We start from the raw sequence: 26,618 nt of genomic DNA, 5'->3' as shown, positions 1-26,618 counted from the left end.
AAGTCAGCTCAAAACACTGTTTTGAGGTTGCAGATAGAACTGACGAAGTCAGCTCAAAACACCGTTTTGAGGTTGCAGATAGAACTGACGAAGTCAGCTCAAAACACCGTTTTGAGGTTGCAGATAGAACTGACGAAGTCAGCTCAAAACACCGTTTTGAGGTTGCAGATAAAACTGACGAAGTCAGTAACATATACCTACGGCAAGGCGACGTTGACGCGGTTTGAAGAGATTTTCGAAGAGTATTATTCGAAAGTATCTCAGTGATTTCCTCATCTATAAGCAAAAAACTTGAAAAAAGTGAATGTTTGCGTTATCATTTTCATATAGAAAGAAAAAGAGGTATTACAGATGGCTATTATCTTACCAGAACTTCCATATGCATACGACGCTTTGGAACCATACATCGATGCGGAAACAATGCATTTGCACCATGACAAACACCATCAAACTTATGTCAACAATGCCAATGCAGCTTTAGAAAAACACCCTGAAATCGGTGAAGACCTTGAAGCCTTGCTTGCTGATGTAGAATCTATCCCAGCTGATATCCGTCAAGCACTTATCAACAATGGTGGCGGACACTTGAACCACGCTCTTTTCTGGGAATTGATGACTCCCGAGAAAACAGCTCCTTCAGCAGAACTGGCAGCAGCAATCGATGCAACATTTGGTTCACTTGAAGAATTCCAAGCAGCCTTCACTGCAGCAGCAACAACTCGTTTTGGTTCAGGTTGGGCATGGTTGGTTGTCAACAAAGAAGGGAAACTTGAAGTGACTTCAACAGCAAACCAAGACACACCAATCTCAGAAGGTAAAAAACCAATCTTGGGCTTGGACGTTTGGGAACATGCTTACTACGTGAAATACCGCAACGTGCGTCCTGACTACATCAAAGCTTTCTTTTCAGTAATCAACTGGAATAAAGTAGATGAATTGTACGCAGCTGCTAAATAATGATAGTTGGAGGGAAGAATTGTTCTTCTCTTTTTTAGGTTATAAGATTCTGGTCTGACAAAATCGTTAGATTTTTTTCATTTTTATGAGAAACGTGCTAACTGCTAGAAATTATGGTAGAATAAAGTATTAAGTAATCGTGAAAAAAGGATATCTATGCGAAAAGAAATTGCACCTGAATTATACAACTATAACAAGTTTCCTGGTCCTGAGTTTCATTTACACGGGGACAAGGTTGAAACGGAAGGGATCGCTTTTTCCTTGGTGGAAAATATCAAGGATGCCTTTGATGTGACGGCTTTTAATCAGCGTTTTTCAGAAGTCTTAACCAAGTTTGATTATATCGTGGGAGACTGGAGCAACGAACAGCTTCGCCTACGAGGTTTTTACAAGGATGACCGAACAGAAGAAAAACTTGAAAAAATCAGTCGTTTACAAGACTACCTATTAGAGTATTGTAGTTATGGTTGTGCCTATTTTGTCTTAGAAAATGAAGCCCCTAAGCGAGCATCATTTGACAAGAAAATGCGTAAGAAGGAAGAAGAACAGCCTTTTAGAAAAGGAAAGAAACCGACTCAAACAAAACGAAAACCGAATGCAGATAAGAAAAATAGACGTCGTCAGAAAGACCAGCATTCTCAGAAAGAGGACAAGGGACAACGTCATTTTGTCATTCGTCAGAAGTGAGTAGAGAATAAGGAGAAGAAATGAAACCCTCAATTTATAGTTTAACACGTCAAACCATGCAGGAATGGGTATTGGAGCAGGGAGAAAAGAAATTCCGTGCAGATCAAATCTGGGAATGGCTCTATTGAAGAAATGACCAACCTTTCCAAGGATTTGATTGCTAAGCTTAATGACCAGTTTGTGGTCAATCCCTTGAAACAAGGTATTGTGCAAGAGTCTGCTGATGGGACAGTTAAATATCTTTTTGAATTGCCAGATGGAATGCTGATTGAGACAGTACTCATACGTCAACACTACGTTTTATCTGTCTGTGTGACCACTCAGGTCGGCTGTAATATCGGTTGTACCTTCTGTGCCTCTGGTTTGATTAAGAAGCAACGTGACCTCAATAACGGTGAAATCGTAGCGCAAATTATGCTGGTTCAGAAATACTTTGATGAGCGTGGTCAGGATGAACGTGTCAGCCATATCGTTGTCATGGGAATCAGTGAGCCCTTTGATAATTACAACAATGTTTTGAATTTCGTTTGTACTATCAATGATGATAAAGGAATGGCTATCGGTGCTCGTCACATCACGGTTTCAACCTCAGGTTTGGCCCATAAAATTCGTGACTTTGCTGATGAAGGGGTTCAGGTCAATCTTGCCGTGTCTCTTCACGCACCCAACAATGAACTGCGCTCAAGTACCATGAAGATTAACCGTGCCTTTCCGATTGAAAAGCTCTTTGCAGCTATTGAGTACTACATTGAGACAACTAATCGTCGTGTGACCTTTGAGTATATCATGCTTAATGAAGTAAACGACGGCGTAGAACAAGCTTTGGAATTAGCTGAATTGCTCAAGAACATCAAGAAATTGTCTTATGTAAACTTGATTTCTTATAACCCAGTTAGTGAGCATGACCAATATAGCCGTAGTCCCAAAGAGCGCGTGTTGGCTTTCTATGATACGCTTAAGAGAAAAGGGGTCAACTGTGTGGTTCGTCAAGAGCATGGTACAGATAGTGACGCAGCTTGTGGACAATTGCGCTCTAACACAATGAAACGTGACCGCCAGAAGGCAGTCGCAGCGGTAAATCCTTAATGATGAAGAAGACTTATAATCATATTTTGGTCTGGGGAGTCATTTTCTATAGCATTTGCATTGTCTATTTTTGCTTTACTCCTCAAGAACAATCTCCCGTGGGGGTAGAAACTCCAGGTATTCAGCATCTTGGAAGCCTGGTTTTTCTTTTGACTCCTTTAAACTCCCTCTGGAATCTGGGTGAGGTGAGTGATATGGGACAATTATGCTGGATTTTTTTACAAAATATCCTTAATATGTTCTTACTTTTTCCTCTGATGTTCCAACTCCTTTATCTCCTTCCAAACTTGCGGAAAATAAAAAAGGTCCTTCTTTTTAGTTTTCTTGTGAGTCTTGGAATCGAGTGTACGCAATTAATCTTGGACTTTTTCTTTGATTTCAATCGCGTCTTTGAGATTGATGATTTGTGGACCAACACTTTGGGTGGCTATCTGGCTTGGCTCCTTTATAAACGATTATATAAAAACAAGATAAGGAATTAAAATGAGTATTTTAGAAGTTAAAAATCTGAGTCACGGTTTTGGTGACCGTGCAATTTTTGAAGATGTGTCCTTCCGTCTCCTCAAGGGAGAACATATCGGCCTGGTCGGTGCTAATGGTGAAGGGAAATCAACCTTTATGAGCATCGTGACTGGTAAGATGTTGCCAGATGAAGGGAAGGTTGAGTGGTCCAAATATGTGACCGCTGGTTACTTGGATCAGCACTCCGTCCTTGCTGAAGGGCAGTCGGTGCGCGATGTTCTCCGTACGGCCTTTGATGAGCTTTTTAAAGCAGAAGCTCGTATCAATGACCTCTATATGGAAATGGCTGAAGACGGAGCGGATGTTGATGCTCTTATGGAAGAAGTTGGCGAACTTCAAGACCGTCTGGAGAGTCGTGATTTCTATACCTTGGATGCTAAGATTGACGAAGTGGCGCGTGCCCTTGGTGTTATGGACTTTGGCATGGATACGGATGTAACCTCTTTGTCAGGTGGGCAAAGAACCAAGGTGCTTTTGGCTAAACTCCTCCTTGAAAAGCCTGATATCTTGCTGTTGGACGAGCCAACCAACTACTTGGATGCTGAGCATATTGATTGGCTCAAGCGCTATCTCCAAAACTATGAGAATGCCTTTGTTCTCATTTCGCACGATATTCCATTCCTCAATGACGTTATTAATATTGTCTATCATGTGGAGAATCAACAGCTGACGCGTTACTCTGGTGACTACTACCAGTTCCAAGAAGTTTATGCTATGAAGAAATCTCAGCTAGAGGCAGCCTACGAACGTCAGCAGAAAGAGATTGCGGACCTCAAGGACTTCGTGGCTCGAAACAAAGCACGTGTTGCAACACGAAACATGGCTATGTCTCGTCAGAAGAAATTGGATAAGATGGATATTATCGAACTCCAAAGTGAGAAACCAAAACCATCCTTTGATTTCAAACCAGCTCGTACACCAGGGCGCTTTATCTTCCAAGCCAAGAACTTGCAAATTGGTTACGACCGTCCTCTTACTAAGCCTTTAAATCTTACCTTCGAACGCAATCAAAAGGTTGCGATTATTGGTGCTAATGGTATCGGGAAAACAACTCTCTTGAAGTCCCTATTGGGCATTATTCTACCAATCGCTGGAGAGGTTGAACGTGGAGACTACCTAGAACTTGGTTACTTTGAACAGGAAGTAGAAGGCGGTAATCGCCAAACACCACTAGAGGCTGTCTGGAATGCCTTTCCAGCTCTCAACCAAGCAGAAGTTCGTGCAGCCCTTGCTCGTTGTGGTTTGACAACCAAGCATATTGAAAGCCAAATTCAGGTCTTGTCAGGTGGGGAACAAGCCAAGGTTCGTTTCTGTCTCTTGATGAATCGTGAAAACAACGTTTTAGTGCTGGACGAGCCGACCAACCACTTGGATGTGGATGCCAAGGATGAACTCAAACGTGCTCTCAAAGAATACAAGGGATCTATCCTTATGGTCTGCCACGAACCAGACTTCTATGAAGGCTGGATGGATCAAATCTGGGATTTTAACAAGCTAACTTAAGAATGAGGATAAAAGAAATACAGTACCGAATGTGGATACTGTATTTTTTTGGTTTTTAAGATTTAAAATTGTAATCTTTCACCACTTCGATGCTATCGATTGTGATAGCAGTTGTTGGCTTGTCTTTTTCATCTTTTTCGGCTTTAGCAATCTTATCTACAACATCCATACCGTCAATCACTTGACCAAAGACTGGGTGTTTGCCATCTAGACTAGGGTTTCCCCCTTCTTTATAGGCTTCGATGATTTTCTTTGGATACTTGCTTGTAGGGAGTTTAGCAGAGGTATCTGTAGAGTTTTGGTTGATGAAGAACTGGCTGCTATTGGTGTTTGGTTGACCAGTATTAGCCATAGAAAGAGCACCACGGATGTTATAGAGATAAGGAGTAATCTCGTTTTTGAAACCAGTTCCCTTGTCTTTAGTCTTATCCTTGTCATGCCAGATGGACTGACCACCTGTACCGTCTCCCTTTGGATCTCCAGTTTGAACCATGAAGCCATCGATGACACGGTGGAAGGTAATACCGTTATAGTAGCCTTCTTTGGCATGAGTGAGGAAGTTTTCAACCGCTAGAGGAGCGAGTTTAGGGAAGAGTTTAATGCGAATATCACCTTGGTTTGTGTGGAGAATCACCTCGGCTTCATCTTCAGCAACTTCTTTAGATAGTTGTGGGAAATTGGCGTTTTCGTTTGTTAAAGCATCGTTTAACTCCTTGGCAGATTGGGCTGCTACTTTGGAGCTTTCCTCAGCGGCCAAGCTAGAATCTACATAGTCATCACCACGTAAACTACGTTGGATGTTGCTACATCCAGCTAGGGCTACAGTGGACAGTAAAAGAAGGGTTGCTAGTTTTTTCATTCTGATCCTTTCAAAAATTCATTTCTACCATTGTACCCTAAAAGGAAGGGGATTTCAAATGTTAGTAGTTTACAGAACTGGCTTAGATAATAGTTGGGATTTCATCATCATCTTGAAAATCTTCAACTTCTTCCTCAGTAAATGGTTTCTGAAAAGAACTTAGTATAAAACGGGCAATTGGTCCGACAATTAGGAAGTTTAGAGGAAGAGCTGCAATAAAGTTTACGAGCCAGGCGCTTAGATAGGTATTGGGTGTGATAGCAATGCCATTGTAAAAAAGTCCATAGAAGGACATGAAAGTGACCATGAGAACTGCCATTCCTCCAGAAATGGTAATGATTTTCTGCCATCGTTTATGATGGTCCTTGAGGATACGAAAGGCAATTGACTTAACGATTGCTCCCACAGGGATGACATCCAATAAAAAGGCTGTGACAAAGCCAGGGATGTAAGCAAGGGCTAAATAATGTAGTGAAAGTTGACCAACAATAAAAAGATTCCACATGGACATACCGAGTACCATCATGGAACACATAAGTGTTGTAAATAAAAGAGCTTCTTTAAAATTTCTAGGCATTATAGTCTCCAATTCTTTTTGATTATACATCAGTCTATCATAAAAAAATTTTCCTCGTAAGTGAAATAATTAAATTTTTTCAAGAAACTCTTTTCAAAAAAAATCAACCTGTCTTGGTTGATTAAAGATTCTTTTTAGGATGACGGTCAATGATTGCTTGATGGTCTTTGAGTGTTTGTTCTCCTTTTGGAGTTAGTCTATAACCGCGAATCGAAAAGTGACAAGCTAATTCTTCTTCTGAAAAATGCTCATGAAGGGCTTGGTCCAAATTTGTAGCCTTCATTTTTAGAAAGTCCAGTAACTCCCTTCTTCTTTAGGATATTCTTTTTTTATGGTAGCGTATTAGATGGTCAAGTGAGTAAAAAGCAGTTTCAATGGACAGCATAACCTTTTTCTACCAGAGTTTTGAGATGCTTAGGAGCATCAATACCATAAGTGTACTCGAAGTATTTAGGAAACCAGATCTTAAGAAAGCTCGTAAAGCATCACAATTAGTAAAGGTTAATTCGAAAGAATTACTATATTTTAAAAGAGCATATTTTCAAAGGATTTTTTCTTTTGGCTTCAATTCCTAATTAATCAATGAACTTAATAGTAGGTCTCGAAAAGAATTATGTTTCCTCTTTCTGTCTGAGTTCAAAGAGGTCTTCTACTTTTAGATTAAAAACTTGAGCAATTTTAAGAGCCATTTCCAGCGAAGGATTGTAACGGTTATTTTCCAAGTGCAGAATTGTCTCGCGTCGAATGCCGATGCGGTCGGCTAACTCCTGCTGGGTCATGCCTGTGGACTCACGAACAGATTTGAGATTAGTAATAATATTGCTTTCTTTGGCCATGCTTATCCTCTACGTTCCAAGATAAAATAGACAACCGCAAAAATGCAAATCAAGGCAGCTATGCTAATAAATATCTGACCCATGTAAAGAGTGAGAACCTCCATATACCCAATGATAACTGATAGGATCATCAGTGCGCCTAGTATAAAAACAAACATCAAGCTAGCTGCCTTTGCTAAATTAGCATAAAAGCGTTCGTCCGGAGTTTCCTTGACATTTTTAAAAGAGAAAAAACCAAATACAATCACTTCAATAACGAGTCCAATTCCTAAAATCCATTCTTTAATACCAGAACTTACGCTTGGGGTCGCAACCCAAAACCCTACTGTATAAAAAATGCTTGCTGCAGACACAAGTATCGTGTAAAGCTTAGCAGACAAGTTAAAAATAATCTTTCCCTTACCTTTCTGACTCTTATGTAGCCAGCTACAAATAGCTACAATTTGACCTGACACTGAAATACCAGTAATAACTAACTTGGGTCCCCAACTAAGATTAGAACCAAATAAAACAATAAAATCAATAAAGAGAGCTACGGCAATCATTGCAATGAGGCCACGCATTTTTTGACTTTTTTTCATGATAGACTCCTTTTTTATGTTATAAATATATAACACTTAAATTTCATGTTATAAATATATCACATTTAAATTTAGAAAGCAAGAATTTATGTGTCAAGGTGGCAATTATTTGAAAAAATTTTTTAATAAAAGCCCTTGATAGTCAAATAACTAAAGAATTCTTTGAAGTAATGCATCGGATTTGGTTTGGATAGTTTCGTTAATAATATTTGATGATAAAGAATTTTTGAAAAATCTAGATACTGTATGAATCTCTACTTTTTTTCTTAGACTGTATAAAGTCTGTCAGAATAAGCTTTGTAGGTGTAGAAGTTAATTTTTACAGAGGTTAAGTAAGGATTTCAGTACACGTCAATAGATGTCAAAATACTGATTTTAAGCGATTTTTGATTTTTGGAAACTCATTATATCGCACTACAAATCAATAAAAACTCTACCTTTTTTAGATAAATATATCATCTGGATATTGAAGTTAAGCCCTGCTATCATTTCGATGGCAGGGCTTTTTAATATTTGGTATACTAACTTCTTATCTATATTTTGGTGGATTTTAAGTTGACATCTACAAAGTTTAATGTTAGAATACATTCAAAAATATATTTGAATGAGGTGTTTTATGATTCAAAATGTTGTTACTTCAATAATCCTGTATTCTGGGACAGCCGTAGACTTACTTATTATCCTAATGTTATTTTTTGCCAAAAGAAAAAGCAGAAAAGACATCATTAACATCTATTTAGGACAATTTCTAGGCTCTGTTAGTCTAATATTGCTAAGTTTGCTTTTTGCATTTGTCTTAAATTATATTCCTAGTAAAGAGATTTTAGGTTTACTCGGTTTGATTCCAATTTTCCTAGGCCTCAAAGTTTTGCTTTTAGGAGATTCTGATGGAGAAGCTATTGCAAAAGATGGTTTGCGAAAAGACAATAAAAACCTGATTTTTCTAGTCGCTATGATTACTTTTGCAAGTTGTGGCGCTGACAATATTGGTGTCTTTGTCCCATATTTTACCACCTTAAATTTAGCGAATTTGATAGTGACTTTACTTACTTTTCTAGTCATGATTTATTTCTTGGTTTTTTCTGCCCAAAAATTGGCACAAGTCCCTTCTGTTGGAGAAACTTTGGAAAAATATAGCAGATGGTTTATTGCCGTTGTCTATTTAGGATTGGGGATGTATATTCTGATTGAAAACAACAGCTTTGACATGCTAAGGACTGTGTTCGGCTAGGAGAAAAAAATATGAAAAAAGATAGTATTTGCCAAGTGAATATTATAAATCAACAAAATGTTACAACCGCGACGAACTACCTTGAAAAGGAAAAAGTCCAAAAATCACTTCGTATTTTATCAAAGTTTACCGATAATAAACAGATAAATATCATCTTTTATCTCCTTGCTGTTGAAGAACTCTGTGTCTGTGATATAGCCTGTTTACTAAATCTCAGTATGGCATCTGCCTCCCACCATCTTCGTAAACTAGCCAATCAAAACATCTTGGACACTAGAAGAGATGGGAAAATTATATATTATTTTATAAAAGATGAGGAAATCAGAGATTTTTTTAATCAACTAGGATAACAACTATTTTTACTACTTTTCCATGATTATAGGGGGATTGTATATGAAATTTTTTGAAGAAAATTATTCACATGAACTACCTACTCGTATCAAAAATTTAAGAAAAAAACACAATATTACACAAAGCGAACTAAGCAATGCAGGTCAAGTTAGTCAAGTTGAAAAGGAAAAGCAACAAGTTACCACTTCAATATTGCTTTATTTGAATACTCAAACCGACTTAGACTATAAAGAAATTATTTTTGGAGATATTGCCAAGCTTGTTGAAAATATGTTTTACCACTGCTTCGGCTCTATTTTATTTAGAGATTTGGAAACTGTAAATAAAAGAATGAATTCTTTGTCGGATGATGACTTAATTTCTATACAATCTAGCTGTCTTAGACTTTCCAAGACATTCGCAAATTTCAATATTCAAAGAAAAAAATTTTTGATTTCTGATGAAACTGAAAAAATTATCCATAATGGCAAAAAGGTCATTAAAAAATCAAAAAAGATAAATCAATTTCAACAACAATGGACACATACGCCGAGTTAGCACCGCAAAGAAAGTTAGAATCTGTTAATCTTTATATCGATAAGATTGCTGAACTAACGCAATAACTACTCTACTATTTACTCTACCTTTTATTATGTAGCATTCTAAAAACATTGATGTACCAACGTTTCTAACAGCTAAAATAGAAATTATTTAATCTTTTACAGACCTAAACTATTCCCCTATTTAGAATCTATTAATTCATATTTTATAAATTAATTAGTAGATATCTTTTTTAAAATCCTTGATATTTCGCTGTTTTTAGTCTAATTGAAATCTATACTTTCCAAACCAGATCTTAAGAAAGCTCGTAAAGCTAGCCAGTTCTCTAAAGGTTAAGAACTAGCTACAATACAGTATTTACAACACTTTATACTCAATGAAAATCAAAGAGCAAACTAGGAAGCTAGCCGCAGGTTGTTCAAAGAACTGCTTTGAGGTTGTAGATAAGACTGACGAAGTAAGTAACCATACCTACGGCAAGACGACGTTGACGTGGTTTGAAGAGATTTTCAAAGAGTATTATGGTTCACACCATGGGGTGTTTTTTGATGATTTTAAGCAAAATTCATACCATTTAATTGAAAGTTATTTAAATTAGATGAAAATTTGTTTTCTGAAAAAGTGGGAAAACATTGATTTTAAGCGAATTTTGAATCATATTCGAATGGGAGTTTTTAAAATCATGTTTCGGTGGTAAAAGTTCCAAACTGTATTCTCCATAGTAGAATGATATCACCTGCCAGCGAATCATCTGCCAATAAGTCCATATTTCGTTTGGGAACGGGCTTAGGATTTAGGAGCCAAGCATCCAAATCACGTTCAGGAGAGATGAAGGGTTTGACTTGGTGTTCTTTATAAAATATTTCTAAAATACTATTCACGGATAGCCTCTTTCAAACATTTATTTCCTACTTCTAACAAATTTCTAAATGGTTTAAAAATTTTATAGTCTGTCAAGTTTTTTTCTTGACACCTGTTAGAAATCTGCTATAATAGAACATGTGCTAAATAGCTCAGCTATTTCACCGAAATAAAAAATAAGAAAAGAGACTTTAAAAATGGCAGTTAAAATCCGTTTGACTCGTATGGGTTCTAAGAAAAAACCTTTCTACCGTATCAACGTAGCAGATTCACGTTCACCACGTGACGGACGTTTCATCGAAACAGTTGGAACTTACAATCCACTTGTTGCTGAAAACCAAGTAACTTTGAAAGAAGACCGCGTTCTTGCATGGTTGGCTGATGGAGCTCAACCTTCAGATACAGTTCGCAACATCCTTTCAAAAGAAGGCGTATTGAAAAAATTCCACGATTCTAAATTCTCAAAATAAGTTTAAAGTAGGTTGATAGATGGATACGATTGAAAATCTCATTATTGCGATTGTGAAACCCTTGATTTCACAACCAGATGCCTTAACTATCAAGATTGAAGATACACCAGAGTTTTTGGAATATCATTTGAATCTTGATCAAAGCGATGTGGGTCGTGTAATCGGTCGTAAGGGTCGCACTATTTCTGCGATAAGAACGATTGTCTACTCTGTCCCAACTGAATACAAAAAAGTAAGAATCGTTATTGACGAAAAATAAGAAGGGCGGGACGGATGTCTCGCTTTTTTGTGTGGAGAAGTGTAAAATATCCTCATCAGGATTTGGAAAGTTTTTTAGAGGGTAAATTCCCAAACTAACTTCTAGTTTCCCACAACCTAGCTTTTAGTATTAGAAAAACGCGTGAAATCAGTGGGAATCCGTCTGAGACTAACTTCCACTGATTTTCTTTTTCTTGATATATAAGGGTTCAAAAGCGAAAAGACTCAGAAAAAAGTGCACGACAAATAGCCCTAAAACAAAGTCGTCTTAGAGTAACTTCCAGTTTTGGGAGAGATGGAAGTTACTTTGAGAAGTTACGAGGATTTTTAGAGGGATACTATCTATAGTGTCTTTTTTCTCCAACTTGAGAAAATCTTTGGAACGTGATAAAATAAAGGATAAGGATTTTTAATAATTCATTATATAGAATGAGTGGATTTCTTTATGAAGAGGTTTGAAGTATCTACAGAAATTGGTAGTCTCTCTGTTACTTATCAAAATCAAAAGAAAGTGCTAGTTTGTCTAAACGGAGCAGGTTTGCTACCAAGTTATGAAAATTTTTCACTTATACTTGAAAAACCTCCTCCTACAATTGGTTATTTGACAATTGATTTTCCGAACACAGGTAGGAGTCCGATTCATGACCAAGCTGGAAAAAATCTAGATAATCTTGCAGATGCGGTTTATGAAGTACTTGAAGAATTAGGGATTTCTGAATATATACTTTGTGCACATAGTTGGAGTGGAATTTTAGCTTGCAAATTACTCGAGAAACCAATTAAGCGTCAGACTTTAGTAGCAATTGAACCGACAACTAAAAAAGTCATGTTTGCTGATTTTTCAGAAAATCCTTATCCAGAAATGGAAGAGCAGATGAGGCTGATTGACGAGTGTGGTCCTGAACTTTATTTTAAGAACTTAACTCAAGCAACATTTAGTCCTGAAACGAATAAAAAAATCTGGGAATTAATGCAAGAAAAAGGCTTAGAGTTGGAAAATCAAGATCCAGAATTTCAGATATCTGGAGAGATTACTGAGGAAGATTTTGAGGATGTATCTATAGAAGCTCATATTCCTGTATTTGTTTTTTGTCAGCCTTATAGAGAAAAAGAGTACAGAGAATCAGAATATTGGACTTCCAATACTAAACTCATTTTAGGAGGGAATCACCATTATTTACAATGGTCAGAATCGGAAAAAATTGCGGCTATTATTCGAGAATTGTTAGAATAAGATGGAAAAAAGGAGATTACAGGAGACAAGATGAACTACTTTAATGTTGGGAAAATCGTTAATACGCAGGGATTACAGGGTGAGATGCGAGTCTTGTCTGTGACGGATTTTGCAGAAGAACGGTTTAAAAAAGGAGCTGAGCTGGCTTTGTTTGATGAAAAAGATCAGTTTGTCCAAACAGTGACCATCGCTAGCCACCGTAAACAGAAGAACTTTGACATTATTAAATTCAAAGATATGTACCATATCAATACTATCGAAAAGTACAAGGGATACAGTCTCAAGGTCGCTGAGGAAGATTTGAATGACCTAGACGATGGTGAATTTTACTATCACGAGATTATCGGTTTGGAAGTCTATGAGGGTGATAGCTTGGTTGGAACCATCAAGGAAATCCTGCAACCAGGTGCTAATGATGTCTGGGTGGTCAAACGAAAAGGCAAACGTGATTTGCTTTTACCTTATATCCCACCAGTGGTTCTCAATGTTGATATTCCAAATAAACGGGTCGATGTGGAAATCTTAGAAGGGTTAGACGATGAAGATTGATATTTTAACTCTCTTTCCAGAGATGTTTTCTCCACTGGAGCACTCAATCGTTGGAAAGGCTCGAGAAAAAGGGCTCTTGGATATCCAGTATCATAATTTTCGAGAAAATGCTGAAAAGGCCCGTCATGTAGATGATGAGCCCTACGGAGGCGGTCAGGGCATGTTGCTCAGAGTACAACCTATTTTCGATTCCTTTGATGCTATTGAAAAGAAAAATCCGCGCGTTATTCTCCTCGATCCTGCTGGAAAGCAGTTTGATCAGGCTTATGCTGAAGATTTGGCTCAAGAGGAAGAGCTAATCTTTATCTGTGGGCACTATGAGGGTTATGATGAGCGCATTAAGACCTTGGTAACAGATGAGATTTCCCTAGGCGACTACGTCCTCACTGGTGGAGAATTGGCAGCTATGACCATGATTGATGCTACAGTTCGCCTGATTCCAGAAGTGATTGGCAAGGAGTCTAGCCACCAAGATGATAGTTTTTCTTCAGGTCTTTTAGAATATCCTCAGTACACACGTCCCTATGATTATCGAGGCATGGTCGTGCCAGATGTATTGATGAGTGGCCACCATGAAAAGATTCGTCAGTGGCGATTGTACGAGAGTTTAAAGAAAACCTACGAGCGCAGACCGGATTTACTTGAACATTATCAACTGACAGTAGAAGAAGAAAAAATGCTGGCAGAAATCAAAGAAAACAAAGAATAAAGGAGAAACCTATGCAAGTAATCAAACGTAATGGCGAAATTGCTGAATTTAATCCAGATAAGATTTACCAAGCCATCTTGAAGGCAGCCCAAACTGTTTATGTTTTGACAGATGATTTGCGTCAAAATCTTGCTCAAGTCACTAAGAAGGTAGTTTTGGATTTACAAGAAGCCAAGGTGGAACGTGCGACTATCAGTATGATTCAATCTATGGTTGAACATCGTTTATTGGGCGCAGGTTACATTACCATTGCAGAACACTACATTTCCTATCGTTTACAACGTGACTTGGAAAGAAGTGGTTATGGAGATCATATTGCAGTTCATTTACATTTTGAACAAATTCGCTAAGAAAAAAGAGTGGGATGAAGCAACTACATCTCACTCTTTCTTAAATCTATTTTTTTGGGCTGTTTGGACAGTTGAGGGGACAAATCGCAGGCGTTGAATATCGCTTATACGGATAATCCGGCTCACATTTTTGGCAAAATTTTTCACGATAATTTGCTGGCCTTGCTGATCATATTTGATGATATCACCTGTAAAGCTTGTCTCAGACAAGATAAGGTGAACAGCGGTTTGTTTCTGGATAGCCTCTTCAATAGTGGCTGTAAGGGAGTTGGTTTCAGTCTGGTCAGGTTGGTCATGTCCATTTAAAAAATCATGTATTTTATCTAGAACTTGCTGGAATTTATGTCTCATATTGGCCTCCCTTCTTTTATATCAATATTATATAAAATTTTCCTAAAATCTACAAGATTTTACGAATAAACTAATGAAACTAAAAAAGGAGAAGAAAATGGCAGAATTTACATTTGAAATCGAAGAGCACTTGTTGACTCTTTCTGAAAACGAAAAAGGTTGGACCAAGGAAATTAACCGTGTGAGCTTTAATGGTGCCCCTGCAAAGTTTGATATTCGTGCTTGGAGTCCAGACCATACTAAAATGGGCAAAGGGATTACTCTCTCAAATGAAGAATTTCAAACGATGGTGGATGCCTTTAAAGGCAACTAATACTCTTCGAAAATCTCTTCAAACCGCATCAGCTTTGCCTTGCCGTACTGACTTCGTCAGTTTCATCCACAACCTCAAAACANNTTTCATTGAGTATAAGTTTTCAAAATAAAAAAAGGATATTGAGTCATGATAACTCGATATCCTTTTTTAGTTAGTAAAGTAAGCCTGATTTTTAAGGCGTTGAAGTAGGGGACGGCTAATAAAACTAATAGCCAGAAGTTTGCCAAGGTCTGGAATGATAAAGGGAAGAACCCCCACAACAAGAGCTTTTTCAAATGCCATTCCAGCTAGGAAATGCAAGCTGAGAATCCCGCCGACAAAGACAAGGGCATCACCCAAGAGGTTTGCAAGAAAAATCTTAACAACACCACTCTTGCTGTTGGTTAGAGAGGAAGTAAGTCCAGAGTAAACGAGATAAAACCAAAGATAGCCTGCAGTAGGGCCAACTAAAGCCTGAAAACCAGCTCCACCTCCTGCAAAGACAGGAAGACCGATAGCACCTAGAAGAAGATAGAGTCCAGCAGAAAGTACAGCCTCTCTCGGTCTAAAGACAGTAGCAATCAAGCCGATTGCAAAGTTTTGCAGAGTGAAGGGAACAGGTCCAATTGGAAGACTGATTTGTGCCAAAACAGCAATGAGAGCAGCCCCAATAGCAGGGATAGCATAAACGTGAGCTTTTTTCAAAATAGTTAACCTCTTTTCTAATGTATAGTAACTATTATACTCATATAGGAGTCGATGTCAACCATTTTTTAAAAACAAGGTAACAAAAACTGTAACAGCCGATTTTGCTTATTGGTTAAGTTGGATAATTTTTTTGTTGATTAGAAAATTGTCTGTATAGATAATCCTATTTTATTAATAAAAAATATACTAGTAAATATTTGACAAAGTAAAAAATAAGTGTTATATTAAAAATGTAAACGGATGCATTTAGATGTGTCCAATTTTAAAAGGAGGGGTAGTTATGAGATATTTTAACGACTCTAGATACCATAACGGTGATTAAAAACCTAAATATAATCAATTCATATTAAAGTAATATGGAGGGACTAAAAAGGGGACTATTACTTAGTCTTCATCAAATATTTTAATCCAAGGAGAAGTAAAATGAAAAAAGAATTAATAAGAAAGCATCTGTTTTTCTAGCTGCAAGTGTTTTCAGTTTTAGCTTTGCTACTGCAGCTAGTGTTGTTAGTGCAACTACAGCACACCCTGCTCCATATCCGATTATTGATGTATGGGAATATGGTGTAAATGATAACTATGGTTATTCGAATTACTTTGTTAAGTCTCCAGATAATATTGGTTCAAAATCTTCAGTAACGAATTTTTGGGGAACAGTTAAAGCTCAGGATAAAAAAGATTATGGATGGGCATATTCAAGTGCAACAAAATCTTGGAACGATGTTCGCTTAAATGCATATTGGGATTATTATAGATTTTAAAAATAATTTATGAAAACAGGAGACCCAATTATAAAATAGGGTCTTTTGTAATATGGTAATTGCTTATGAAATTAAAATTATGTATCATTGGATTCTTCTTTTGTTTGATTGCTACAATTGGTCTGGTCACTATTAGTGATACCGAAATCCCCATACCTTTACCAATTGATGGTGCTTTCTCTATTCAAGGGAAAAGTAATCTTTCTAATAACGAAATATATGAAATGGTTCGTGACTTATCAAAAACGGAAAAGGTTACCATTTACAAGCCAATCGTTCAGAGTTCGGGTCAGTTGAAGTATGTAAACTTTGATGATGTAAATAATGAACAATTAAAGTCAGCACCAATAGTAGGGATGTATTACACCCTTGGGAAAATGGATGTAGACAGTTTGAAACCACTTACGATGACTGGACTACAAACAGTCTATATGGCTTATCCTTGGTATATAGGAGGAATATTACAATTCACTGGAACTTTAAGAATACTGTTAATGGGTTCCATTTACTTAACTTTATTAGTTGTTTTATTTGTTGTTAGGACGAGGCAGATCAAAGAAGGAGTGATACGACGTTCTTTGGGCTTGCCTGTATACGATCTTAGAAGAGAGTATGTGATTTCTCTTATTTTTGAACTGATTATGATGGCTTTATTGATGATTTCTTACAGTTCTTTTTTGGGAAATGGTTTCTTCACTTATAGTTCTAAGTTATTTTTCTCTCTGCTTTTAACGAATTTTATACTATTTCAAATCATTGATCTCATCACCTTTGTTTTATTTTGGTCGACGATTCAGATTGAAAAGCCCATTGAAATTATCAAAAACAAGGCAAAAAACAAGCTTATTTTTGTCGTATGGCTTGCTATTATTTCGATTATTATCCTTGTCTCAGGAGTTTTTTTACAAGAAACAAAGAGTAGTCAATCTAGTATGAACATACAAATACAGAATTTAGTACCGTGGGACACAGTAAAAGACTGGAGAAGGATTGAGTTCCTTGGAATTGAAAGTAACTCTGCTAAAAATGGAGAAGTTAGTGATTCAGATGGTCAGTATCTACAGATAGTTGCTGCCTTAAAAAACTTAGATTTCTTATATATTGAACGATCTTCGGCATATGTTCCAGATTTTATGAAAACATCTCATGTTTTAGAAGACTTTTCTAAACAATTAGAAAATGACGGAATAACGAATCCAGAAATAAATAAAGAGTTGATTTATATTAATCAAACAGGTGCTAACCTACAAAATAAAGTGAATGGAACAAACTATCATCTTTTAGATAATAAGATAGCAACCATTTATATTCCTGAGAAGTGGAAAGAAAACCAGAAATCTATTGAGAATACAGTTGTAGCAGAACAATTTATTGGAACAAACTATACAAAAGAACAGCTTGCAGTACAAATAATTCCTGATGGTAATAAAATTTTTTATTTCAATGAGGATGCTGATATCGATCATAAAAATAAAGATATTTTACCAATGGCAAGTCTAGCAGATAGCAAAGATAATATAGTTGTTGTGTTAGATACAGACAAAATGATGGAAAATAATAAGTTTTCTTTGGCTAGTAACATACTATATAAATCTCTTTTTAGTCCTGAAGCGGTAAAAAAAATAAATGAGATGACTGTCCCGTTGAATTTCTCAATGAATCCAGTAGATGTTTACCAAATTGTGAAATTAAAGATTCAATCCTTAGAGCACCAAATTTTACTTTCACAAATCTTGCAGAAGATAATTTACAGCATTATCTTTATACTCATTTATCAATATGTCCAACTTTTTATTACTCTAAAACAGAATGAATATGTGAAAAAAATCATTTTGGGTCTTTCAAAAACATATATAGCAATTTCAAGTCTCAAATATTTTATGATGACTATTACAATGGTTATTCTATTTACATTTCTTGTGACAGGGCAAATAGAGTTGCTATATATTGGAGCGGCTTCTCTGCTAGTTTTGATGTTGTCAATCATAATGAGTTTTAGAAAATTATCTGAAAGCTACACTAAAATTTTAAAAGGAGATGAATCATGACAATTGACCTTTTGAACGTTTCAAAAAGTTTCGGCTCAAAGAAGATCTTTACAGACTTAAATTTAATATTTGAATCTGGAAAAAGCTATGCATTGATTGGAGGTTCTGGCTCCGGTAAAAGTACCCTTCTTAATATTATAGGAAGATTAGAAAAAATTGACAGTGGGAATGTTTTAGTTGATAAACAAGATATTTGGAAGATAAAAGAAAGAACTTTTTTTAAAAATACTGTTGGATATGTATTTCAGAATTATTCTTTAATAGATAACAAAACAGTATATGATAATCTGAGCCTTATCACTAAAGACAAAAAAACAATAACTGACGTACTTGAAAAAGTAGGACTGTCAAGTGACTATTTACATCAAAAAATATATGAATTGTCTGGAGGGCAGGCTCAACGTGTAGCTATTGCCAGAATGTTAACGAAGCCACGTAAAATTATCTTAGCAGATGAGCCCACAGGAGCTTTAGATGGTGAGATTGGAAAAGAAATCATTCGCTTATTATTGAATGAAATAGCTGAAGATAAATATGTCATTATAGCGACGCATGATCCAGCTGTCTATAACGAAGTTGATGTGATAATTGACATGAAAGATATAGGGTATAAGTTATGAAAAAGAAAATTTATATTGCTTTGATCTTTGTAACTGGGGTACTCGCCATTTTCTTTTTTGGAAAACAAATGATTACAAAAGAAAATATCAATAAGCCAACGGTAGAGTTAACAATCTATACGCTTTCTTCTAGTGATACAGAAAAATGGAATAAAGTGAGACAAGTAGAAACGGAAGAAGCTATATACTTCATAACTGTGAAAGAAGTATCATCTTCAGAAGAAGTATTTTCAAACATCATTGCAAATGGAGCTGCTACGGGGTTCGGAGTTCGTGAAGAAGAAGTGAAGAAATTCAATAATGGTTTAGGAGACACCATAGAGGACTCTAAGCATAATAAACTAATTGAAATAGAATTTTTTACTTTTTCTGATGATGGCGCGGGATTTGTGGTAGCAAACTTTGACTACGGTAAAGAAGAGTTGAATTCTCAGAAAAAAGATATAAAAGAATTATATAAAAAAATATATGAATCTTTTAAAGAAAAGAATAAATGATTGTATTATAATCCTTGTATTTTGCTATGGTTTGTTAATTGATTTTTGCATATCTTACTTCAACATACTATAAAATAAAACATAAGAAAACGAGTATCTCCAACTACGGAAATACTCGCTTTTTGATATTTAGAAGTGTTTTTTGCTTTGCTTCTTTTGTTTCGATTAACGCATGGTTACAAATTCTTCAGATGCAGTTGGGTGAATCGCCACAGTTGCATCAAAGTCAGCCTTGGTTGCTCCCATTTTGATAGCAACAGCAAATCCTTGAATCATTTCATCAACGCCGTAGCCAATTCCATGAAGTCCGACAACTTTTTCTTCTGAAGCAGCTGTTATGAGTTTGAAACGGGATTCTTGACGGTTGCTGGTGCAAGCAGAGTACATAGAAGTAAAACTTGATTTGTAAACCTTGATTTGGTTTTGACCGTATTCTTTAATAGCTTGCTCTTCTGTCAAGCCAACAGTTCCGATAGCAGGGTGTGAAAAGACAACGGTTGGAATAGTTGAGTAATCCATTTTAGCAGTTGTTTTTCCGTTAAAGAGACGTTCAGATAAAGTACGTCCAGCCTTGATAGCAACTGGAGTCAGTTCTTTTTCACCTGTTACATCACCTAGAGCATAGATTCCCTCAACAACAGTATTTTGGTATTCATCCACTTGGATAAAGCCACGTTCGTTCAGAGTCACTCCAGCTTTTTCAAGTTGCAAGCCCTTAACGTTTGGACGGCGGCCTGTAGCCCAGATAACTTGGCTAGCTGTGTGACTAGTACCATCTTCGAAATGAATGGTAATGCCGTCAGTAGTTTTTTCTAACTTGACAGGGACTTTGTGAGTGTGAAGTGGTAAGTTTGTTCTTTCCATTTCCTTGACCAAACCTTCAACGATGTAGGAATCAAAACCACGTAAAGGACGATCGCGGCGAACAAAGAGATCTGTCTTGACACCAAAAGTGTGGAGTACGCCAGCTAATTCAACGGCGATATAACCAGCGCCTAGAATGGCAACTGACTCTGGAAGTTCTTCCCAGGCAAATACATCATCAGAAGAGCCACCTAGCTCAGCACCAGGAATATTAGGAATACTTGGATGGGCACCTGTAGCAATCACGATATGTTTAGCACGAATCAGTTCACCATTTACGCTGACAGTATGAGAATCTACAAATTCAGCATGACCTTCGATCAGCTCTACGCCGTTGCGTTTAAAACTGCCATCATAAGAAGAACGAGCGCGATCGATGTAAGCTTCACGATTGCGACGTAGGGTAGCAAAGTCAAAGTTAGGATCAGTAGTCTTAAAGCCGTAGTCTTCTCCAAATTGATGGAAAGTCTCAGCGATTTGCGCCCCGTACCACATGATTTTTTTAGGAACGCAGCCGACATTGACACAGGTTCCACCTAGTTTCTTTTCTTCAATAACGGCCGCTTTGGCTCCATGTTCACCAGCACGGTTCATGGTGGCAATTCCTCCGCTACCTCCACCGATAGCGATGATATCGTATTCTCTCATTGAAAACTCCTTTGTACTCTTTTAAATAGTCGAGTGTCATTTTTTGATAGTCATATTCTATCTTTTTTTTGATTTGATTGCAAAAATCTGCTACGCACAAAAAATTGCAAAAAAGCTTGCCAAATAAGTCAAGATAGTGTATCATATAACTAGTACAATAGAAAAGGAGGATTTCCGAACGATTGTTTAATCCTGAACTGTCATTATTTCCATCTGAACTGCATTGTTTGCTGGAGGGAAATTTGGTATAATAGCAAAGTATTGTAAAAAAGAAAAGGAGTTTCATTATGAAGAAAAAGAATGGTAAAGCTAAAAAGTGGCAACTGTATGCATCCATCGGTGCTGCGAGTGTAGTTGTATTGGGTGCCGGGGGGATTTTACTCTTTAGACAACCCTCGCAAACCGCTGTAAAAGATGAACCTACTCATCTTGTTGTTGCCAAGGAAGGAAGCGTGGCATCCTCTGTTTTATTATCAGGAACAGTAACGGCAAAAAATGAACAATACGTTTATTTTGATGCTAGCAAGGGAGATTTAGACGAAATCCTTGTTTCTGTGGGGGATAAGGTCAGCGAAGGGCAGGCTTTAGTCAAGTACAGTAGTTCAGAAGCCCAGGCGGCCTATGATTCAGCGAGTCGAGCAGTTGCGAAGGCAGACCGTCATATCAACGAACTCAACCAAGCACGAAATGAAGCTGCTTCAGCTCCCCAGTTACCTGCACCAGCAGGAGGAGAAGATGTAACGGTGCAAAGTCCAACTCCAGTTGCTGGAAATTCTCTTGCTTCTATTGACGCTCAATTGGGTGATGCCCGTGATGCGCGTGCAGATGCTGCAGCGCAATTAAGCAAGGCTCAAAGTCAATTGGATGCAACAACTGTTCTCAGTACCCTAGAGGGAACTGTAGTCGAAGTCAATAGCAATGTTTCTAAATCTCCAACAGGGGCGAGTCAAGTTATGGTTCATATTGTCAGCAATGAAAATTTACAAGTCAAGGGAGAATTGTCTGAGTACAATCTAGCCAACCTTTCTGTAGGTCAAGAAGTAAGCTTTACTTCTAAAGTATATCCTGATAAAAAATGGACTGGGAAATTAAGCTATATTTCTGACTATCCTAAAAACAATGGTGAAGCAGCTAGTCCAGCAGCTGGGGCTAATACAGGTTCTAAATACCCTTATACTATTGATGTGACAGGCGAAGTTGGTGATTTGAAACAAGGTTTTTCTGTCAACATTGAGGTTAAAAGCAAAACCAAGGCTATTCTTGTTCCTGTCAGCAGTCTAGTAATGGATGATAGTAAAAATTATGTCTGGATTGTGGATGAACAACAAAAGGCTAAAAAAGTTGAGGTTTCATTGGGAAATGCTGACGCAGAAAATCAAGAAATCACTTCTGGTTTGACAAATGGCGCTAAGGTCATCAGTAATCCAACATCTTCCTTGGAAGAAGGAAAAGAGGTGAAGGCTGATGAAGCAACTAATTAGTCTAAAAAATATCTGCAGAAGCTATCGCAATGGTGACCAAGAACTGCAGGTTCTCAAAAACATCAATCTAGAAGTGAATGAGGGTGAATTTGTTGCCATCATGGGACCATCTGGTTCTGGGAAGTCCACTCTGATGAATACGATTGGCATGTTGGATACACCAACCAGTGGAGAGTATTATCTTGAAGGCCAAGAAGTGGCTGGACTGGGTGAAAAACAATTAGCCAAGGTTCGTAACCAACAAATCGGTTTTGTCTTTCAGCAGTTCTTTCTTCTATCGAAGCTCAATGCTCTGCAAAATGTAGAATTGCCCTTGATTTACGCAGGAGTTTCGTCTTCAAAACGGCGCAAGTTGGCTGAGGAGTATTTAGACAAGGTTGAATTGACAGAACGTAGTCACCATTTGCCTTCGGAATTATCTGGTGGTCAAAAGCAACGTGTGGCTATTGCTCGTGCCTTGGTAAACAATCCTTCTATTATCCTAGCGGACGAACCGACAGGAGCCTTGGATACCAAAACAGGGAATCAAATTATGCAACTATTGGTTGACTTGAACAAAGAAGGAAAAACCATTATCATGGTAACGCATGAGCCTGAGATTGCTGCCTATGCTAAACGTCAGATTATCATTCGAGATGGAGTCATTTCATCTGACAGTGCTCAGTTAGGAAAGGAGGAAAACTAAGATGCAGAATCTGAAATTTGCCTTTTCATCTATCATGGCTCACAAGATGCGTTCTTTGCTTACCATGATTGGGATTATTATCGGTGTTTCATCAGTTGTTGTGATTATGGCTTTGGGAGATTCCCTATCTCGTCAAGTTAATAAAGATATGACCAAATCTCAGAAAAATATTAGCGTCTTCTTCTCTCCTAAAAAAAGTAAAGATGGGTCTTTTACTCAGAAACAATCAGCTTTTACGGTTTCTGGAAAGGAAGAGGAAATTCCTGTTGAACCGCCAAAACCGCAAGAATCCTGGGTCCAAGAGGCAGCCAAACTCAAGGGAGTGGATAGTTACTATGTAACCAATTCAACGAATGCCATCTTGACCTATCAAGATAAAAAGGTTGAGAATGCTAATTTGACAGGTGGAAACAGAACTTACATGGACGCTGTTAAGAATGAAATTATTGCAGGTCGTAGTCTGAGAGAGCAAGATTTCAAAGAGTTTGCAAGTGTCATTTTGCTAGATGAGGAATTGTCCATTAGTTTATTTGAATCTCCTCAAGAGGCTATTAACAAGGTTGTAGAAGTCAATGGATTTAGTTACCGGGTCATTGGGGTTTATACTAGTTCGGAGGCTAAAAGGTCAAAAATATATGGGTTTGGTGGCTTGCCTATTACTACCAATATCTCCCTTGCTGCGAATTTTAATGTAGATGAAATAGCTAGTATTGTTTTTCGAGTGAATGATACCAGTTTAACCCCAACTCTGGGTCCAGAACTGGCACGAAAAATGACAGAGCTTGCAGGCTTACAACAGGGAGAATACCAGGTGGCAGATGAGTCCGTTGTATTTGCAGAAATTCAACAATCGTTTAGTTTTATGACGACGATTATTAGTTCCATCGCAGGGATTTCTCTCTTTGTTGGAGGAACTGGTGTCATGAACATCATGCTGGTTTCGGTGACAGAGCGCACTCGTGAGATTGGTCTTCGTAAGGCTTTGGGCGCAACACGTGCCAATATTTTAATTCAGTTTTTGATTGAATCCATGATTTTGACCTTGTTAGGTGGCTTAATTGGCTTGACAATTGCAAGTGGTTTAACTGCCTTAGCAGGTTTGTTACTGCAAGGTTTAATAGAAGGTATAGAAGTTGGAGTATCAATCCCAGTTGCCCTATTTAGTCTTGCAGTTTCGGCTAGTGTGGGTATGATTTTTGGGGTCTTGCCAGCCAACAAGGCATCGAAACTTGATCCAATTGAAGCCCTTCGTTATGAATAAGATCAACAAGATGGACACTCGTCTATCTTGTTTTTGTATGGATTTCCCTATCGAAAATCCTTAAAAATGTGATATAATGAAGTGTTAGAAAAACAGGTTTCATTTGCCTGGAAAGGAAAAATTATGTCTGAAAAGAATTTTTATATTACAACGCCGATTTACTATCCATCTGGAAAACTGCATATCGGATCTGCCTATACAACCATCGCCTGTGATGTTTTAGCACGTTACAAACGCCTGATGGGTTACGATGTTTTTTATTTGACAGGTCTTGATGAGCATGGTCAGAAAATCCAGCAGAAAGCTGAAGAAGCTGGCATCACACCTCAAGCTTATGTTGATGGGATGGCAGTTGGAGTCAAAGAACTCTGGCAATTACTAGATATCTCATACGATAAATTCATCCGTACAACGGATGACTACCATGAAAAAGTTGTCGCACAGGTCTTTGAGCGCTTGCTTGCTCAAGATGATATTTACTTGGGTGAATACTCTGGTTGGTATTCAGTTTCAGATGAGGAATTCTTTACAGAAAGCCAGCTTGCGGAAGTATTTCGTGATGAAGCTGGAAATGTGACTGGCGGTATTGCTCCATCAGGTCACGAGGTTGAATGGGTATCCGAAGAATCATACTTCCTTCGCCTCAGCAAATACCAAGACCGTTTGGTAGACTTTTTCAAGTCCCATCCTGAATTTATCACTCCAGATGGTCGTCTGAATGAAATGCTTCGCAACTTTATTGAGCCAGGTTTAGAGGATTTGGCAGTTTCTCGTACAACCTTTACATGGGGTGTGCCAGTCCCATCAAATCCTAAGCACGTTGTCTATGTTTGGATTGATGCCCTTCTTAACTATGCGACAGCTCTTGGCTACGGTCAAGACGAACATAGTAACTTTGACAAGTTCTGGAATGGAACAGTCTTCCACATGGTAGGAAAAGACATCCTTCGTTTCCACTCCATCTACTGGCCAATCCTTCTTATGATGTTGGATGTTAAATTACCTGATCGTTTGATTGCCCATGGTTGGTTTGTCATGAAAGATGGTAAAATGTCTAAATCTAAAGGGAATGTCGTTTACCCTGAAATGTTGGTAGAGCGTTATGGACTAGATCCACTTCGTTACTACCTCATGCGTAGCCTTCCAGTTGGTTCAGACGGAACCTTCACTCCTGAAGACTATGTAGGCCGTATCAACTACGAATTGGCTAATGACCTTGGCAACCTCCTCAACCGTACTGTTTCCATGATTAACAAGTATTTTGATGGACAAATCCCTGCCTATGTAGAGGGTGTAACAGAGTTTGATAATGCTCTTGCTGAGGTTGCAGAACAATCAATCGCAGACTACCATACACACATGGAAGCAGTTGACTATCCACGTGCGCTTGAAGCAGTCTGGACTTTGATCTCTCGTACCAATAAATACATCGATGAGACCGCACCATGGGTCTTGGCCAAGGATGAAGCTCTTCGTGACCAATTGGCAAGTGTTATGAGCCACTTGGCAGCCAGCCTTCGTGTCGTCGCTCACTTGATTGAACCATTTATGATGGAAACTAGTCGTGCGGTTATGACTCAACTTGGCTTAGCAGAAGTTTCTAGTCTTGAAAACTTGATTTTGGCTGCTTTCCCTGAGGGTGTAACAGTAGTTGCCAAAGGAACACCAATCTTCCCACGCCTGGATATGGAAGAAGAAATCGCCTATATCAAGGAACAAATGGAAGGCAACAAGCCAGCTGTCGAAAAAGAATGGAATCCAGACGAAGTCGAACTCAAACTAAACAAGGATGAAATCAAGTTTGAAGACTTTGACAAGGTTGAAATTCGTGTCGCAGAAGTCAAAGAAGTGTCTAAAGTAGAAGGTTCTGATAAGTTGCTTCAATTCCGCCTAGATGCAGGTGATGGTGAAGATCGTCAAATCCTCTCAGGAATTGCAAAATACTATCCAAACGAACAAGAATTGGTCGGCAAGAAAGTTCAAATCGTTGCTAACCTCAAACCACGTAAGATGATGAAAAAATATGTCAGTCAAGGGATGATTCTCTCAGCTGAACATGATGGACAATTAACCCTTCTTACAGTTGATCCAGCTGTACCAAATGGAAGTGTGATTGGGTAAAAGTAGACAGGACTAGTTCAGACTAGTTCTGTTTTTTTATTTATACTCAATGAAAATCAAAGAGCAAACTAGGAAGCTAGCCGCAGGTTGCTCAAAACCAGTTTTGAGGTTGTAGAT

At 37.8% G+C, this 26,618-nt stretch carries 33 protein-coding genes and 2 pseudogenes; 25 read left to right on the top strand and 10 right to left on the bottom strand.

Going from position 1 to position 26,618, the window contains the following annotated elements; translation table 11 throughout:
* The 6 genes and pseudogenes from HT669_RS04330 to HT669_RS04305 all read left to right on the top strand — a co-directional run.
* On the top strand, positions 1–227 hold a 227-nt coding region (locus HT669_RS04330; RefSeq protein ID WP_172933638.1), incomplete at its 5' end, for a hypothetical protein.
* Positions 228–351: 124 nt separating this feature from the next.
* The gene (gene sodA / locus HT669_RS04325) at positions 352–957 is read left to right on the top strand and encodes a superoxide dismutase SodA (RefSeq protein WP_050208028.1); all 606 of its coding nucleotides are present in this window, start codon (positions 352–354) and stop codon (positions 955–957) included.
* 156 nt (positions 958–1,113) lie between these two features.
* Positions 1,114–1,644 (top strand): YutD family protein, encoded by a 531-nt coding sequence (locus tag HT669_RS04320; protein ID WP_001224342.1) that lies wholly within the window; start codon positions 1,114–1,116, stop codon positions 1,642–1,644.
* 20 nt (positions 1,645–1,664) lie between these two features.
* A pseudogene (gene rlmN / locus HT669_RS04315) lies at positions 1,665–2,730 on the top strand (23S rRNA (adenine(2503)-C(2))-methyltransferase RlmN).
* Positions 2,730–3,212: a VanZ family protein gene (locus HT669_RS04310; RefSeq protein WP_000976714.1), complete on the top strand. Its 483-nt coding sequence runs from the start codon at positions 2,730–2,732 to the stop codon at positions 3,210–3,212. Before rlmN ends, HT669_RS04310 begins: the two are co-directional and overlap by 1 nt.
* 1 nt (position 3,213) lies before the next feature.
* Positions 3,214–4,755 carry an ABC-F family ATP-binding cassette domain-containing protein gene (locus HT669_RS04305; RefSeq protein WP_101514408.1) on the top strand — a complete coding sequence of 514 codons (1,542 nt, stop codon included), beginning with the start codon at positions 3,214–3,216 and terminating at the stop codon, positions 4,753–4,755.
* 55 nt (positions 4,756–4,810) lie between these two features.
* Here HT669_RS04305 and HT669_RS04300 read toward each other — a convergent pair whose 3' ends face one another.
* The 6 genes from HT669_RS04300 to HT669_RS11050 all read right to left on the bottom strand — a co-directional run bounded on the left by HT669_RS04300 (position 4,811) and on the right by HT669_RS11050 (position 8,196).
* On the bottom strand, positions 4,811–5,614 hold the full coding sequence (locus HT669_RS04300) for a peptidylprolyl isomerase (protein WP_000731905.1): 804 nt from the start codon (positions 5,612–5,614) through the stop codon (positions 4,811–4,813).
* Between the two features lie 82 nt (positions 5,615–5,696).
* Complete coding sequence (locus tag HT669_RS04295; RefSeq protein WP_031222800.1) at positions 5,697–5,909, bottom strand: hypothetical protein; 213 nt, start codon at positions 5,907–5,909, stop codon at positions 5,697–5,699.
* Between the two features lie 403 nt (positions 5,910–6,312).
* Positions 6,313–6,474 carry a hypothetical protein gene (locus HT669_RS04290; protein ID WP_101514409.1) on the bottom strand — a complete coding sequence of 54 codons (162 nt, stop codon included), beginning with the start codon at positions 6,472–6,474 and terminating at the stop codon, positions 6,313–6,315.
* A 328-nt stretch (positions 6,475–6,802) separates the two neighbouring features.
* Positions 6,803–7,027, bottom strand: a complete 225-nt coding sequence (locus tag HT669_RS04285) for a helix-turn-helix transcriptional regulator (protein WP_023940487.1) — start codon at positions 7,025–7,027, stop codon at positions 6,803–6,805.
* 2 nt (positions 7,028–7,029) lie between these two features.
* The gene (locus tag HT669_RS04280) at positions 7,030–7,608 is read right to left on the bottom strand and encodes a DUF3796 domain-containing protein (protein ID WP_101514410.1); all 579 of its coding nucleotides are present in this window, start codon (positions 7,606–7,608) and stop codon (positions 7,030–7,032) included.
* Between the two features lie 414 nt (positions 7,609–8,022).
* On the bottom strand, positions 8,023–8,196 hold the full coding sequence (locus HT669_RS11050; protein WP_078374329.1) for a FanG protein: 174 nt from the start codon (positions 8,194–8,196) through the stop codon (positions 8,023–8,025).
* Between the two features lie 28 nt (positions 8,197–8,224).
* On the opposite strand from HT669_RS11050, the gene HT669_RS04275 reads away from it, so the two are divergent.
* The 4 genes and pseudogenes from HT669_RS04275 (at position 8,225) to HT669_RS11045 (ending at position 10,328) form a co-directional block, all read left to right on the top strand.
* Positions 8,225–8,839, top strand: coding sequence for a CadD family cadmium resistance transporter (locus HT669_RS04275; protein ID WP_000615747.1), 615 nt, complete (start codon positions 8,225–8,227; stop codon positions 8,837–8,839).
* Between the two features lie 11 nt (positions 8,840–8,850).
* On the top strand, positions 8,851–9,189 hold the full coding sequence (gene cadX / locus HT669_RS04270; RefSeq protein WP_000711082.1) for a Cd(II)/Zn(II)-sensing metalloregulatory transcriptional regulator CadX: 339 nt from the start codon (positions 8,851–8,853) through the stop codon (positions 9,187–9,189).
* Between the two features lie 43 nt (positions 9,190–9,232).
* A pseudogene (locus HT669_RS04265) lies at positions 9,233–9,640 on the top strand (helix-turn-helix transcriptional regulator); the annotation flags it as partial.
* Between the two features lie 466 nt (positions 9,641–10,106).
* Positions 10,107–10,328, top strand: a complete 222-nt coding sequence (locus tag HT669_RS11045) for a hypothetical protein (protein ID WP_023935822.1) — start codon at positions 10,107–10,109, stop codon at positions 10,326–10,328.
* 82 nt (positions 10,329–10,410) lie between these two features.
* Here the strand turns inward: HT669_RS11045 and HT669_RS04255 are convergent, their stop codons facing one another.
* Positions 10,411–10,611: a hypothetical protein gene (locus HT669_RS04255; protein WP_001084631.1), complete on the bottom strand. Its 201-nt coding sequence runs from the start codon at positions 10,609–10,611 to the stop codon at positions 10,411–10,413.
* A 177-nt stretch (positions 10,612–10,788) separates the two neighbouring features.
* Between HT669_RS04255 and rpsP the strand changes: the two genes are divergently transcribed.
* The 6 genes from rpsP (at position 10,789) to HT669_RS04225 (ending at position 14,161) form a co-directional block, all read left to right on the top strand.
* Positions 10,789–11,061 carry a 30S ribosomal protein S16 gene (gene rpsP / locus HT669_RS04250; protein WP_000268760.1) on the top strand — a complete coding sequence of 91 codons (273 nt, stop codon included), beginning with the start codon at positions 10,789–10,791 and terminating at the stop codon, positions 11,059–11,061.
* A 19-nt stretch (positions 11,062–11,080) separates the two neighbouring features.
* Entirely contained in the window at positions 11,081–11,320 is a 240-nt protein-coding gene (gene kphA / locus HT669_RS04245) for an RNA-binding protein KphA (RefSeq protein WP_000379621.1), read from the top strand.
* 444 nt (positions 11,321–11,764) lie between these two features.
* Positions 11,765–12,553 (top strand): alpha/beta hydrolase, encoded by a 789-nt coding sequence (locus HT669_RS04240; protein ID WP_101514543.1) that lies wholly within the window; start codon positions 11,765–11,767, stop codon positions 12,551–12,553.
* Between the two features lie 30 nt (positions 12,554–12,583).
* A complete protein-coding gene (gene rimM, locus HT669_RS04235) occupies positions 12,584–13,102 on the top strand; it encodes a ribosome maturation factor RimM (RefSeq protein ID WP_001105899.1) in 519 nt (172 codons plus the stop codon).
* Positions 13,092–13,811: a tRNA (guanosine(37)-N1)-methyltransferase TrmD gene (gene trmD, locus HT669_RS04230; RefSeq protein WP_000686926.1), complete on the top strand. Its 720-nt coding sequence runs from the start codon at positions 13,092–13,094 to the stop codon at positions 13,809–13,811. Before rimM ends, trmD begins: the two co-directional genes overlap by 11 nt.
* Positions 13,812–13,822: 11 nt before the next feature.
* The gene (locus HT669_RS04225) at positions 13,823–14,161 is read left to right on the top strand and encodes an ATP cone domain-containing protein (protein WP_001196049.1); all 339 of its coding nucleotides are present in this window, start codon (positions 13,823–13,825) and stop codon (positions 14,159–14,161) included.
* 30 nt (positions 14,162–14,191) lie between these two features.
* Here the strand turns inward: HT669_RS04225 and HT669_RS04220 are convergent, their stop codons facing one another.
* Complete coding sequence (locus tag HT669_RS04220) at positions 14,192–14,512, bottom strand: hypothetical protein (protein WP_001216099.1); 321 nt, start codon at positions 14,510–14,512, stop codon at positions 14,192–14,194.
* A gap of 97 nt (positions 14,513–14,609) precedes the next feature.
* Between HT669_RS04220 and HT669_RS04215 the strand changes: the two genes are divergently transcribed.
* Positions 14,610–14,825, top strand: a complete 216-nt coding sequence (locus tag HT669_RS04215) for a YdbC family protein (RefSeq protein WP_000807422.1) — start codon at positions 14,610–14,612, stop codon at positions 14,823–14,825.
* Between the two features lie 150 nt (positions 14,826–14,975).
* On the opposite strand, the gene HT669_RS04210 is transcribed toward HT669_RS04215, so the two are convergent.
* Positions 14,976–15,512, bottom strand: coding sequence for a biotin transporter BioY (locus HT669_RS04210; protein WP_000709036.1), 537 nt, complete (start codon positions 15,510–15,512; stop codon positions 14,976–14,978).
* Between the two features lie 437 nt (positions 15,513–15,949).
* Here HT669_RS04210 and HT669_RS11495 point away from each other — a divergent pair, with 437 nt between their 5' ends.
* From HT669_RS11495 to HT669_RS04195, 4 genes are all read left to right on the top strand, one after another.
* On the top strand, positions 15,950–16,276 hold the full coding sequence (locus tag HT669_RS11495) for a hypothetical protein (protein ID WP_078929959.1): 327 nt from the start codon (positions 15,950–15,952) through the stop codon (positions 16,274–16,276).
* A 65-nt stretch (positions 16,277–16,341) separates the two neighbouring features.
* Positions 16,342–18,324 carry a hypothetical protein gene (locus tag HT669_RS04205; protein ID WP_050223635.1) on the top strand — a complete coding sequence of 661 codons (1,983 nt, stop codon included), beginning with the start codon at positions 16,342–16,344 and terminating at the stop codon, positions 18,322–18,324.
* On the top strand, positions 18,321–18,944 hold the full coding sequence (locus HT669_RS04200) for an ATP-binding cassette domain-containing protein (RefSeq protein ID WP_000151031.1): 624 nt from the start codon (positions 18,321–18,323) through the stop codon (positions 18,942–18,944). The genes HT669_RS04205 and HT669_RS04200 overlap by 4 nt, the downstream gene beginning before the upstream one ends.
* Positions 18,941–19,441 (top strand): hypothetical protein, encoded by a 501-nt coding sequence (locus tag HT669_RS04195; RefSeq protein ID WP_000727307.1) that lies wholly within the window; start codon positions 18,941–18,943, stop codon positions 19,439–19,441. The genes HT669_RS04200 and HT669_RS04195 overlap by 4 nt, the downstream gene beginning before the upstream one ends.
* A gap of 165 nt (positions 19,442–19,606) precedes the next feature.
* Here HT669_RS04195 and gor read toward each other — a convergent pair whose 3' ends face one another.
* On the bottom strand, positions 19,607–20,953 hold the full coding sequence (gene gor, locus HT669_RS04190) for a glutathione-disulfide reductase (RefSeq protein ID WP_172928385.1): 1,347 nt from the start codon (positions 20,951–20,953) through the stop codon (positions 19,607–19,609).
* A 287-nt stretch (positions 20,954–21,240) separates the two neighbouring features.
* Between gor and HT669_RS04185 the strand changes: the two genes are divergently transcribed.
* From HT669_RS04185 to metG, 4 genes are all read left to right on the top strand, one after another.
* Positions 21,241–22,434, top strand: coding sequence for an efflux RND transporter periplasmic adaptor subunit (locus HT669_RS04185; protein WP_172928386.1), 1,194 nt, complete (start codon positions 21,241–21,243; stop codon positions 22,432–22,434).
* A complete protein-coding gene (locus HT669_RS04180; RefSeq protein ID WP_000811473.1) occupies positions 22,418–23,119 on the top strand; it encodes an ABC transporter ATP-binding protein in 702 nt (233 codons plus the stop codon). The genes HT669_RS04185 and HT669_RS04180 overlap by 17 nt, the downstream gene beginning before the upstream one ends.
* Position 23,120: 1 nt before the next feature.
* Positions 23,121–24,380 (top strand): ABC transporter permease, encoded by a 1,260-nt coding sequence (locus tag HT669_RS04175; protein ID WP_172928387.1) that lies wholly within the window; start codon positions 23,121–23,123, stop codon positions 24,378–24,380.
* A gap of 123 nt (positions 24,381–24,503) precedes the next feature.
* Positions 24,504–26,501, top strand: coding sequence for a methionine--tRNA ligase (metG, locus tag HT669_RS04170; RefSeq protein WP_172928388.1), 1,998 nt, complete (start codon positions 24,504–24,506; stop codon positions 26,499–26,501).
* Positions 26,502–26,618 lie beyond the last annotated feature (117 nt).

It is taken from the genome of Streptococcus sp. 2100 (genome assembly GCF_013276335.1).
In the GTDB taxonomy this organism is placed as follows: domain Bacteria; phylum Bacillota; class Bacilli; order Lactobacillales; family Streptococcaceae; genus Streptococcus; species Streptococcus pseudopneumoniae.
The sequence above is the reverse complement of the archived record's forward strand: the minus strand, read 5'-3'. Positions and strand labels throughout refer to the sequence as shown.